This window comes from Microbacterium sp. 69-7 (genome assembly GCF_001897985.1).
Lineage (GTDB): Bacteria > Actinomycetota > Actinomycetes > Actinomycetales > Microbacteriaceae > Microbacterium > Microbacterium laevaniformans.
Map to the genome: position 1 here is coordinate 532 of NZ_MKRU01000005.1, position 11,021 is coordinate 11,552.

Consider the following 11,021-nt stretch of genomic DNA (forward strand, 5'->3'; position numbering starts at 1 on the left):
CCGCCGTGCTCGAGCGCGGGTACGAACTCATCGCGCAGACGCGCATGCGTCCGTTCTCGACGCTGGCCGAACTCGGCGCCTACGTGCAGCTGCTGCAGGGCATCCGGGCATCGCTCGACCGCTTCAGCACGACCGTCTTCGAGCGCCCGATGGCGGAGCTCATCCAGGCGCACGCGCCGCGCCGCGACGCTCCCGCGATGACATCGCCCCAGCGCCGGCGCCTGAAGAACCTGTCGCGCGAGTACGTGCGCCCGGGCATGCACATCACCGACATGCACGAGTCGCTGGTGCGCGTGCAGCAGCAGCGCGCGCAGTGGCAGCAGCTGGTGGATCCGGGCGTCATGCCCGAGATCCCCCTGGGTCTGGACGATGTCGCCACGGCGTGGCAGCGGGTGGCCGCCGACCTGGGGGCCCTCGACCGGGCACTGGGGCGCACCGAACCGCTCGCGTCGTTGCCGATCCCCTACCTGCTGCGCACGCTCGCGGGCTTGGCGGCGACCTCCGACGTCTTCGACAACCTGGTCGAGCGCGCCACCCTGCGCGGTGAGCTCGCCGACATGGGACTGGAAGAGCTGCTCACCGAGCTGTCGGTCCGCCACGTCCCCGAAGAGCACGTCGCCGCCGAATTCGAGTTCGCGTGGTGGCAGTCCGCTCTCGAAGCGATGCTGCGCTCGGACCGGGCGCTGCTGGGCGCGAACACGTCGGTCGTCGACCGGCTCGAACGCGATTACCGACTGGTCGATGAGGCGCACGCGGCCTCGGCGGGTCCGCTGCTGGCCGCGGAACTGGCGACGACGTGGAAGATCGCCGTCGTCGACGAGGCCGGCGAAGCTGCGACCCTGAAGCAGCTGCTGCGCAGCGGCGGAGCGTCTGCGACGGAGCTGGTCGAGGCCGCGCCGAAGCTCGTGCGCACGCTGGCCCCCGTGTGGCTCGCGTCGCCCTATGAAGTGCCCGCCATCCCCGAGTCGCCCCTGTTCGACGTGGTCATCGTCGCGGATGCCGCGGCGCTGTGCCTCGCCGAGGCGGCGCCGGCACTGCGACGCGCCCGCCAGGTGGTCGTCTTCGGCGACCCGGTGACGCAGCGTCCCACCGCGTTCCGCGTCGGTGCCGGGCACGCGAGCGCGGAGGACGAGCCCGACGTGCCGTTCGACGAGGTCAGCGTGTTCGAGCGGCTCACCGAGCTCGTTCCGGTCGAGACGCTGACCCGCAGCTACCGCGCGGGCGGCGAGGACCTCGCCGAGCTCGTCAACGGTGCCTTCTACGAAGGCCGGCTCGTCTCGTACCCGTGGGCGGGGTCGTACCTCGGGCGCGGGAGCCTCAGCGTCGACTACGTCGAAGGGGGCACCGGTACGCCCGACCCCATCACGGGGGCCGTCGAGAGCCCGGATGCCGAGGTCGCCCGCGTCGTCACGCTCGTGGTCGAGCACGCGGTCAACCGTCCCACCGAGACCCTGATGGTCGTCACGGCATCCGTGCGCCACGCGGAGCGCGTGCGCGCCGCCGTCGCCGCCGCCTTCGCGGGCCGGTCGGATGTCGCCGAGTTCGTCGGCCGCGACACGGCCGAGCCGTTCGCCGTGCTCGGGCTCGAGGAGTCGGTGGCGGAGAGCCGCGACCGGGTCGTCTTCTCGCTCGGATTCGGATTGACCAAGCACGGCCGGGTGCTGAGCGACTTCGGCGATCTGTCGGGCCCCGACGGAGAGCGCCTGCTGACGGTCGGTATGACACGCGCGCGCCGTTCGATGGTCATCGTCTCCTCGATCCGCCCCTCTGCCTTCGATGAGGGACGTCTGGAGTCCGGTGCGGCGACGCTCATGTCGATCCTCGGCGGCATCGCCGCCCGCGCCCGTGAGTCCCGGCTCGAAGACCTCGCCGATCCGCTCACGCTGGCCCTCGCCGGTCACCTGCGGGCACTCGGCATCGCCGTGGACGTGAACTATCGCGGCATCCTTCCCCTGGTCGCCCAGCACCGCGGCAAGGCGGTCGTGGTGGAGAGCGACGCTGACAGCATGGGGGAGACCCTGCGGGAGAGCCTGCGCTTGCGCCCGCAGGTGCTGCGCCGCCTCGGCTGGCATTACGTGCGCGTGCACGCCTTCGACCTGTACAGCGACCCGGCGGGTGTCGCGGGACGGATCGCGGCGATCCTCGGTGCCTCGCCCGAGACGCCGCGCGCCGAGACCGTCACCGAGCCGCTCGATCTGCGCTGAGCGCCGTGGACGACGAGAGCCGTCAGCGCGTCGAGCGCGTGCGCGGGTCGCGCCGGGCACGACTGACTCCGGCGCCCGGCACCGACCCCGCGCCCGAGGTTCCCGTCATCCGCGACGATGCCCCGCCCCTCACCGGGGACGGGGCATCGGGGCCGAACGATGAGCGCCTGCGGCGGGACGTGCCGCCGCACTACTAGGGGTGTTTCGACTCGCTGCGCTCGCTCAACGACCGGAAGAGCGACGACGCGAAACGCGCTCAGCGCGTGGTGGAGCTCTTCTCCAGCAGGTCGCGGATCTGGATGAGCAGTTCCTGCTCGGTCGGCAGCTTCTCCGCTTTGTCTTCGGGGACGCCGGCCTTGGCGGCCTGACGCTCCTTCCACGCGTTCATCGGGAACACGAACACGAAGTAGACCACGATCGCCACCGCGAGGAAGCTGATGAGCGCGCTGACCAGGTCGCCGATCGGGAAGGTGACCGTTCCGCCCCAGACCGCGGGAACCGGGATGCCGGGAACACCGTTGTCGTCGGGCTTCCAGAACACCTCGATGAGCGGGGTGATGATGGACGCCACGATCGCGTTCACGACGGCGGTGAATGCGGCACCGATCACGACAGCGACCGCGAGGTCGATGACGTTGCCGCGCATGATGAAGTCTTTGAAGCCCTTGATCACGGTTCCTCCGATTCTCCGGCGTGCGCCGGTCACGACCCCGACGAAGCGGGCGAGGACTTCGCCTCGGACTTCGATGATGTCGAAGTCGATGCCCCCGCGCCAGCGGCCGCGCCGGAGGTGGACGAACGCGAGTCGGTGCGGTAGAAGCCGGAACCGTTGAAGGTCACGCCGACGGTTCCGTACTGCTTGCGCAGCGCACCGCCGCACTCGGGACACTGCGTCAACGCGGCATCCGAGAACGACTGCACGGCATCGAAGCGGTGTCCGCACTGCGTGCAGGCATAGGCGTAGGTGGGCATGGTGTCCTCCGGGAAGGGGCTCAGCGTCGCGGCGACGCGAGGTCGACGGTGCGGGTGGGGGTGACGACACCGGTGACCGGCTGGTCGTGGAGGTCGCGGGGGACCTCGTCCAGCAGTTCGGTGTCGAAGACGACGGCGTAGACGGGCGGGCAGTGCTGCATCGAACCGAGGGTCTTGTCGAAGTAGCCCCGCCCCCAGCCGAGGCGCATACCGGTGCGATCGACGGCGGCGGCGGGGATCACCAGCAGATCGACGTCGTTGACGGCCAGCGGGCTCAGCACCTCGCCGACCGGTTCGGGCATGCCGAACAGGCCCTCGGCGATATCGGCGCCGGGCTCGGCGACGACCCAGTCGAGAAGGCCGTCGGCGCGGGTGATGGGCAGCAGCACGCGGATGCCGCGCTCGACGGCGTCGGCCACGAACTCGTGGGTGCCCGGCTCGGTCGGAGCCGACAGGAAGCAGGAGATCGAGCGCGCGCCGGTGCGGGCGATCAGCGCGTCGAGCTGCGCCTTGACGCCGGCGGCGTCGGCGGTGCGCATCGCCTCGGAGCGCTGCTGACGGCGCTCGCGCAGGTCGGCGCGCAGCGCCCGCTTCGCGTCGTCGATGCCGTCGGTCATGGTCCGATTGTAGGCGGCGCACCGACATGCACGGCCGCGACGGTCATGGGCGCGGTGGTGCGCGCCGGTAGGGTATGGGTCATGTCAGCTCCTGCGATCAAGGCCGTCATTCCCGCTGCGGGTCTCGGCACGAGGTTTCTTCCGGCCACCAAGGCGATGCCGAAGGAGATGCTGCCCGTCGTCGACAAGCCGGCCATCCAATACGTCGTGGAAGAGGCGGTCGCGGCGGGCATCGATGACGTGCTGATCATCCTGGGGCGTAATAAGAACAACATCTCGAACCACTTCGACTCCGTGCCCGAGCTCGAGTCGAACCTGCTCACCAAGGGTGCGCACGACAAGCTGCGCAGCGTCCAGCGCTCGACGGAGCTCGCCGACATCCACTTCGTCCGCCAGGGCGAGCCGAAGGGTCTCGGACACGCCGTGCTGCGCGCCCGTCACCACGTCGGAGACGCGACCTTCGCGGTCATGCTCGGCGATGACCTGATCGATGAGCGCGACGAACTGCTGTCGAAGATGCTGGCGGAGAACGCGGCGTCCAGCCTCACGGTCATCGCCCTCATGGAGGTCGACCCCGACCACATCCACCTGTACGGGGCCGCCGCCGTCGAGCCCACCGACGATCCCGATGTGGTCCGCGTCACGGGCCTCGTCGAGAAGCCGAAGAAGGAGGATGCCCCCTCCAACTACGCCGTCATCGGTCGCTACGTCCTCACACCGGGCGTGTTCGACATCCTCGAGCGCACCGAGCCGGGCAAGGGCGGCGAGATCCAGCTCACCGACGCCCTCCAGGAGCTGGCCGTCACCGACGGCGTGTTGGGCGTCGTGTTCCGCGGTCGCCGCTACGACACCGGCGATAGGGTGGACTACATCAAGGCCATCGTGCAGCTGGCCGCCGACCGCGACGATCTCGGTCCGGAGCTGCGGCCCTGGTTGAAGGACTTTGCGGAGAAGCTCTGACGCTGATCCTGAGCGGCCGAGGTGAGGGGTGCCGATGGAGTTGACGGCTCCCCGTGAGCACGGTCCGATCGCGATCCGACTCATCAAGCAGCGCGACGCGCGCGTGCTGCAGTCGGAGTTGATGAGCAACCGTTCGTGGCTGCGGCCGTGGGAGGCGACCAGCCCCGACGGTCCCGTCTCGTTCGATATGCGCCTCGGCATCCGTCGCCTGCTGCAGCAGTATCGCGACGGCGGAGGCGTGCCTTTCGTGATGGAGTACGACGGCGAGCTCGCCGGACAGCTGAACGTCTGGGGAATCGCCCGCGGGTCGCTGTCGTCGGCGACGATCGGGTACTGGGTGAGCGAGCGCTTCGCCGGCCGGGGCATCACGCCGACCGCGGTCGCCCTGGCGACCGACGTGTGCTTCCGTGAGCTCGGGCTGCACCGCATGGAGATCTGCATCCGTCCGGAGAATCGGGCGAGTCTGCGGGTCGTCGAGAAGCTGGGCTTCCGTTACGAGGGGCTGCGGCGGCGATTCATCCATATCGCGGGCGATTGGCGCGACCACTACGCGTTCGCGCTGGTGCGCGAGGAGGTTCCCGAAGGCGTGCTGCAGCGGTGGTTGCACGGTCGCGCGCCCGAGAGTGCGGCGACCGTGCCGCTCACCGACCGCCCCGCCGGCTGACCCGTCGTAGCGCGGCAGGAGGCCGCGGAACCTTCAGGTTCGACATGAAGGTCAGACACGCGGTCGGATGTCGCCCGATCGCGTCGCCTCGGCCCTACCGTGGGGGACATGGGTGGACAGGTTCTCGGCGGCGGCGTGGTCGTCCTCGTCGCCGTGGCGCTGTGGATGATCTACCTTCTGCCGTCGTGGCACGGCCGACACCAGTTCAATGCCGCCGAGCGCAACGCGGTGCGGTTGAATCAGGCGTTGCGTGTACTCGCCGAGACCAGTGAGACCCCGCAGGAAGTGCGGCTCGAGCTCAACGCGCGCACGGCGATGGCCCAGCAGCGACTGGCCCGTCAGGCCCAGACCGAGCGCGAGCAGGCCGAGTTCGCCCGCGTACGCGCCGAACTCGAAGTCACCAAACTGCAGGCGCGCGCCGAGGCCGCGGCCGCCCGCGAGGCTGCCGCGCGTGCGGCGGCTCGCGAGCGGGCGCGACCCGAGATCCGTCGCGCCCAGGCCCGTCGCCGCGCGCGTCTTGTCGTGACCCTCATCGCCGTCGCCGCCCTCGCGCTTGGCGCGTGGGGTGGGGTACAGCTGGCTGCGACCGGCGCGCAGCTGTTGCTCTGGCTCGCGGGAGCGCTGTTCGTGGGATGCGCCCTGCTGCTGCAGCGGATGTCGCGCGTCCAGCGTCGTGCGGTCGTTCGTGAGGTCGTTGCGCCGATCGAGCGCGTCGCGGCCGACGTGCAGGACGTGGCCCTGGATGCCGAGCGCACCTCGTGGGTGCCGCGCGAGCTTCCTCGGCCGCTCACCGCGTCGGCCGGCTCGCGTGCCGCCGCCGTGCTCGACGAGGCCGACGCGCGCGAAGCGCTGCGTCGCGGCGCCGTCGAGGAAGCGATGCGCGCGCGTGCCGAGCGTCGGCGTCCCGTCACGCTTCAGCCGCGGCCCGCGGCCCGAGACGACGAGCTCGCCGGCGGTGCCGCTGCGGGCGACGCCGCCATCGAGGCCCATGTGCGCCGCCTGCTGGAACGTCGCGCCTCCGGCCAGTAGCACCGGCTGGTGACACCGACCGGTCGGCTCAGTCGACCAGGAGGTGTCCGCGGCCGATGACGACCTCGCGTCGCGGCGTGCGAACGAGGGCATCCATGGCGTTCTCGGCATCCACGAGCACGATGTCGGCGCGGTCTCCTGCCTGCAGTCGATTCGTCGCCAAGCCGGCGAAGCGGGCGGAGCCGCCTGCCGCGATCTCGACGACACGGAGGAGATCCTCGTCGCGCACGATGCTCGACGCGCGGGCGTACTGCCAGGCGATGCCGAGGAGGTCTCCCGTGCCGTAGGGGCTCCACAGGTCACGGATGCCGTCGGTGCCGAACCCGAAGGCGACACCGGCCGCATCGAGCTCGTGCAACGGGAGCTGGGGGAGTCGGAGCGGCGCGACGGTGGTCATCGTGACGCCGAGGGCGGCCATCCGCGCGAGGAGGTCGCGGCGTCGGATGCCGTCGAGCTGAGCGACCGCGAAGCCGTGTGCCGCGTTGACGCGGCCGTGCAGCCCCAACCGCTCGACGCGCTCGAGGATGAGCTCGATCTGAAAAGCCCCCAGTTCGGCGGGGTCGTGGAGGTGGATGTCGACGCCGACGCCATGGTCGGCCGACAGCGCGAGCAGGGCGTCGACCTGTCCGACGGGATCGCGGTCGATGGTGGCGGGGTCGAGCCCGCCGATGTGCTCGACGCCTTCGCGCGCGGCGCGGTCGAGGAGGGCGAGTACGCCGGGGCGGCGCAGCACACCGTCTTGCGGGAAGGCCACGATCTCGACGGCCAGCGCACCGTCGTAGGCGGCGACGGCCTCACGCACGGCCTCGATGCCGCGCAGCTCGAGCCCCAGATCGACGTCGACGTGCGTGCGGATCGCGGTGGTGCCGTGGCTCACGAGCTGCTCGAGGACGTTGCCGGTGATCTCTGTCGACGGCATCCCGATCTCGTCGCGGTGGACCCGCTCGTGACGGATGCGGCCCTCGGTCGTCCCCTCACCGCCGTAGGACTGCCATGGCAGTCCCCATCACGACTTGTCGATGTGCGCGTGTGCGTTGACGAGACCGGGCAGGGCGAGCAGTCCGCGTCCATTGACGACGTTCCCGGCGGTGTCCACGGCGGTGTCGTCGGACGTCGGCGTGACCGCGCCGATCATCCCGCCGGCGATGCGGAGATCGACCGCGTCGCTCGGGTGCGACCACAGCCGGACGTTGCGAACGACATCGATGTCAGCAGGGGTGGGGCTCGTGCCTCCATCCTGCCGGTGCAACCGGGGCCCGAGACGCGTGATAATGTTGAGGACGTAAGGGCCTATGGCGCAGTTGGTAGCGCGCCTCGTTCGCATCGAGGAGGTCAGGAGTTCGAATCTCCTTAGGTCCACCCCACGCACAAGGCTCGAACCCTTGCCAACGGAAACGCTGGCCGAGGTTCGGGCCTTGTTGGCGTCTGCGGCCCAGGTCAGGGCATTCGCGTTGACTTGCGGATCAAGGAGCATCTCGAAGGGCCGGTTGTGCTCGACCCGCAGCTCGTTGTCCCCGTCGATGAAGACCTTCGTGAAGAATGCCTGGTTGCACAGCCGCCGGGTTGGGACTGCGACGCCCAGCGACTCCGTGCAGGCAACACGATCCGATATGCGCTGGTTGTCTCCGCCGAGACCGCGGAGCAGACCTCCAACACCATCCACGAAGAGGCCCGTGACAGGCTACGCGCACGCGCGCGTCCAGGGCCGCATTCGACCGTAGACCCCGTTTTCTGCCACCGTCTGGCTCGACCACTGGTGCTGGCCACAGGGCAGTGCGCGTCACGCAGTCTCCTGCGCATCGCGATCAGGCGGCTGGATCATCAGCACGTTCGAGATGCCGCCTTGGTTCACGCAGTCCTGGGCGAGGTCATGGACGTGCCAGTAGAAGTCCAAGTCTGCCTCGGACGCGTTAACCGTGAACTCGACTGGCGTGTACAGGTGAAGTGGGACTGAGGCTCCGTCGTAGTGATAGCCGAAGTTGTCGATCGTTGAGATGGTCAGCGGATGATCGCCAGTGAAGTAGATCCCGACGCGGATGTCGTACTCACCGACGCCTGTCGCTTCCGCTGTCTTGCGCACCAGCGCCATGAGGTCCGCCATCGCGCATTCGATGGCTGCGGACTGGACCTGCCAGCCATCGAAGTAGCCGTCGCTGCTCATGCGGTGGCCCCCAACGGCCGCTGCGATCGTGACTGATCCATCGTGGTGAATGCTCGCCCAGGCCTCCTTCCACGCCGAGCCTTCACCTGCCGCACTGTTCACAGCCACCCATCGACGAAGGCCTGGTCGCGGGTTGTGACGGTCGGGGTACGAGCCCGACCAGGAACTGGACGTCCTCGAATCGCTCGTGCAGACCGCCGACGGCATCATCGTCTCGCCCTCGCGTCCGCCGCGGTCGGGACTGCACCGCCTCGCCGCCTCGCCCGTGCCGATCGTCACCTGCGACGAGCCGGCCGACTCGCTGCTGATCGCCGGCTCGGTGCGCTCCGACAACTTCGGCGGCGGTCGTGCGGCGGCGCACCACCTCGTGGATGCCGGGGGCACACGCTTCGGCCTCGTGGGCGGCCACGGCTACCTGCCCTCGACGCAGGAGCGCCGCGACGGCTTCCTCGCCGGGCTCGCAGATCGCGGGGTTCCCGCATCCGCCGTGACGATCGCGGGGTCGCTCTACGGCATGGACGGGGGACAAGCGGGTATGGCCGAGCTCCTGGAGGAGGCACCGGACGTCGATGCCGTCTTCGCCATCACCACCATCCGCCAGAACTGGCCGGGCATCGCGGCGCGCGCTCTGGAGCTGCTGGACGAAGCCATGAACGGCGCCGGCCCTGAGCGGCATCGCCCCGCGGCCGCCGGAGTGCGTAAGATGTATGCATCTGAATCCAACTTGGAGGGCACACGCATGACCACGTACAACGTCGGCATCATCATCGGCAGCATCTCGTCGACCTCGATCAACCGTCGCCTCGCGAACGCTCTGGTTCGCCTTGCGCCGCAGGCCGACCTCACCCTCACCGAGCTGCCCATCGCCGCTCTGCCGTTCTACTCCGCTGACAACGACGGTGCCATCCCCGCCGAGGCCGCCGCCTTCAAGTCCTCGATCGAGTCGTCGGACGCCGTCATCATCGTGACCCCCGAGTACAACCGCTCAGTGCCCGGCGTGCTGAAGAACGCGCTCGACACGGCGAGCCGTCCGTGGGGACAGAACAGCTTCGCCGGCAAGCCGTCGGCCGTCATCGGCGCCTCCATCGGCGCGATCGGTACCGCGGTCGCCCAGCAGCACCTGCGCTCGATCCTGTCGTTCCTCGCCTCGCCCGAGCTGTCGCAGCCGGAGGCGTACATCCACCTGCGCGACGGCCTCGTCACCGACGACGGCGAGGTCACCGACGAGTCGACCGCCGAGTTCCTCGTGTCGTGGCTGAAGGCCGTGCACACGCACGTCGCGAAGTCGCTCAGCCCCGCCGAGTGATCCTCACCGCCCACTGAGGGGGTGCCCACCGTCCGGCGGGCACCCCCTCGTGTGTCGTCGGAAGCGGATGCGGCACGCCACGCACCGTCTCGCGCGCGCACGAGCCGGCTCTCCCAGTCCGCCGGCAACCGATCAGCGGGGCCCGGCACCGCCTGATCGAGCGGATGGCTCGTCGGGGCCGCGAGCGAGGGGCCCATGACCGCCGTCTGCGCGGTGTAGTCCCACCACCAGGTCTCGCCCGGCTCATAGCTCTGGACGTACCGGTGACCGGCTGTCGCCGCGTGCGTGGACGCGTGGCGATGCGGCGACGAGTCGCAGCAGCCCACGTGACCGCCCCTCGCATCGCCCCCGTGAGGCCACGGCAGGACCGGCACGACCTCGCGAGCGTGGCCCTTTCATGGCCACCACCGTGCGCGAGCGGCGCGGATGCCGTCAGCCGGCGTGTTCGCGGGCGCGCAGATCCTTGCGCAGGATCTTTCCGGACGTCGACTTGGGGATCGACTCGATGAACTCGACGCGGCGGATCTTCTTGTGCGGCGCGACGTTGTCCGCGACGAAGGCCATCAGCTCCTGCGCGGTGAGCCCGGAGTCGGGCGCGGGGACGATGAAGGCCTTCGGGATCTCCTGCTTGTCATCGTCGAGCACGCCGATGACCGCGGCATCCATCACTTTCGGATGGCCCAGCAGCAGCGCTTCCAGCTCGGCCGGTGCGATCTGGTAGCCCTTGTACTTGATGAGCTCCTTCACGCGGTCGACGATCGAGAAGTAGCCGCCGTCGTGGTAGACGGCGATGTCGCCGGTGTGGAGGAAGCCGTCGGCATCCAGGGTCTCGGCCGTCGCCTCGGGCTTGTTGAGGTAGCCGAGCATGACGTTCGGGCCCTGCACCCACAGCTCGCCCGGCCGGGTGCGCCCGTCGTCGTCGATCTCGGTGATCTCCTCGTCGGTCTCGGTGTCGACGAGCTTGCACACGATGTTCGGCAGGATCGTGCCCACCGAACTCACCGGGATGTCATCGCGCGTATACGGCATGGCGTGGGAGACAGGGCTCAGCTCGCTCATCCCGTAGCCCTGCATCATGCGCGCGTTGATGCGGCGGGCGGCGATCTCG

The 11,021-nt window shown here is 69.7% G+C and carries 12 protein-coding genes, 1 tRNA gene and 3 pseudogenes; 8 read left to right on the forward strand and 8 right to left on the reverse strand.

Annotated features, from left to right (window positions below; genetic code table 11):
• Positions 1-2,204: pseudogene (locus BGN98_RS00415) on the forward strand (AAA family ATPase); the annotation flags it as partial.
• A gap of 5 nt (positions 2,205-2,209) precedes the next feature.
• Positions 2,210-2,401: a hypothetical protein gene (locus BGN98_RS00420; RefSeq protein WP_036290049.1), complete on the forward strand. Its 192-nt coding sequence runs from the start codon at positions 2,210-2,212 to the stop codon at positions 2,399-2,401.
• A 59-nt stretch (positions 2,402-2,460) separates the two neighbouring features.
• Here BGN98_RS00420 and mscL read toward each other — a convergent pair whose 3' ends face one another.
• Genes mscL through BGN98_RS00435 form a run of 3 tightly spaced genes read right to left on the reverse strand, consistent with a single transcriptional unit; the run spans position 2,461 to position 3,793 of the window.
• Positions 2,461-2,877: a large conductance mechanosensitive channel protein MscL gene (gene mscL / locus BGN98_RS00425; protein ID WP_288118698.1), complete on the reverse strand. Its 417-nt coding sequence runs from the start codon at positions 2,875-2,877 to the stop codon at positions 2,461-2,463.
• 29 nt (positions 2,878-2,906) lie between these two features.
• On the reverse strand, positions 2,907-3,176 hold the full coding sequence (locus tag BGN98_RS00430; RefSeq protein WP_036289803.1) for an FmdB family zinc ribbon protein: 270 nt from the start codon (positions 3,174-3,176) through the stop codon (positions 2,907-2,909).
• Positions 3,177-3,196: 20 nt separating this feature from the next.
• Complete coding sequence (locus tag BGN98_RS00435) at positions 3,197-3,793, reverse strand: 5-formyltetrahydrofolate cyclo-ligase (protein ID WP_061682990.1); 597 nt, start codon at positions 3,791-3,793, stop codon at positions 3,197-3,199.
• 81 nt (positions 3,794-3,874) lie between these two features.
• Between BGN98_RS00435 and galU the strand changes: the two genes are divergently transcribed.
• The 3 genes from galU to BGN98_RS00450 all read left to right on the forward strand — a co-directional run bounded on the left by galU (position 3,875) and on the right by BGN98_RS00450 (position 6,446).
• Positions 3,875-4,753 (forward strand): UTP--glucose-1-phosphate uridylyltransferase GalU, encoded by an 879-nt coding sequence (gene galU, locus BGN98_RS00440; protein WP_288118705.1) that lies wholly within the window; start codon positions 3,875-3,877, stop codon positions 4,751-4,753.
• A 34-nt stretch (positions 4,754-4,787) separates the two neighbouring features.
• Positions 4,788-5,417, forward strand: coding sequence for a GNAT family N-acetyltransferase (locus BGN98_RS00445; RefSeq protein ID WP_288118707.1), 630 nt, complete (start codon positions 4,788-4,790; stop codon positions 5,415-5,417).
• Positions 5,418-5,525: 108 nt separating this feature from the next.
• Positions 5,526-6,446 (forward strand): large exoprotein, encoded by a 921-nt coding sequence (locus BGN98_RS00450; protein WP_288118709.1) that lies wholly within the window; start codon positions 5,526-5,528, stop codon positions 6,444-6,446.
• 28 nt (positions 6,447-6,474) lie between these two features.
• On the opposite strand, the gene BGN98_RS00455 is transcribed toward BGN98_RS00450, so the two are convergent.
• Entirely contained in the window at positions 6,475-7,365 is an 891-nt protein-coding gene (locus BGN98_RS00455) for an amidohydrolase family protein (protein WP_353681689.1), read from the reverse strand.
• Positions 7,366-7,452: 87 nt separating this feature from the next.
• Positions 7,453-7,695, reverse strand: coding sequence for a hypothetical protein (locus BGN98_RS14715; RefSeq protein ID WP_353681690.1), 243 nt, complete (start codon positions 7,693-7,695; stop codon positions 7,453-7,455).
• A gap of 37 nt (positions 7,696-7,732) precedes the next feature.
• Here BGN98_RS14715 and BGN98_RS00460 point away from each other — a divergent pair.
• A tRNA-Ala gene (locus BGN98_RS00460) sits at positions 7,733-7,805 on the forward strand.
• A 421-nt stretch (positions 7,806-8,226) separates the two neighbouring features.
• Here BGN98_RS00460 and BGN98_RS00465 read toward each other — a convergent pair.
• Positions 8,227-8,607: a hypothetical protein gene (locus BGN98_RS00465; RefSeq protein WP_288118711.1), complete on the reverse strand. Its 381-nt coding sequence runs from the start codon at positions 8,605-8,607 to the stop codon at positions 8,227-8,229.
• Between the two features lie 157 nt (positions 8,608-8,764).
• On the opposite strand from BGN98_RS00465, the pseudogene BGN98_RS00470 reads away from it, so the two are divergent.
• A pseudogene (locus BGN98_RS00470) lies at positions 8,765-9,190 on the forward strand (substrate-binding domain-containing protein); the annotation flags it as partial.
• Between the two features lie 156 nt (positions 9,191-9,346).
• Positions 9,347-9,913 (forward strand): NADPH-dependent FMN reductase, encoded by a 567-nt coding sequence (locus BGN98_RS00475; RefSeq protein ID WP_288118782.1) that lies wholly within the window; start codon positions 9,347-9,349, stop codon positions 9,911-9,913.
• Positions 9,914-10,116: 203 nt separating this feature from the next.
• Here BGN98_RS00475 and BGN98_RS14720 read toward each other — a convergent pair.
• Together BGN98_RS14720 and BGN98_RS00485 are read right to left on the reverse strand one after the other, a co-directional pair.
• Positions 10,117-10,287: pseudogene (locus BGN98_RS14720) on the reverse strand (UBP-type zinc finger domain-containing protein); the annotation flags it as partial.
• A gap of 58 nt (positions 10,288-10,345) precedes the next feature.
• Positions 10,346-11,021, reverse strand: a 676-nt coding sequence (locus BGN98_RS00485) for an AMP-binding enzyme (RefSeq protein WP_288118713.1), incomplete at its 5' end; no start/stop codon positions are given.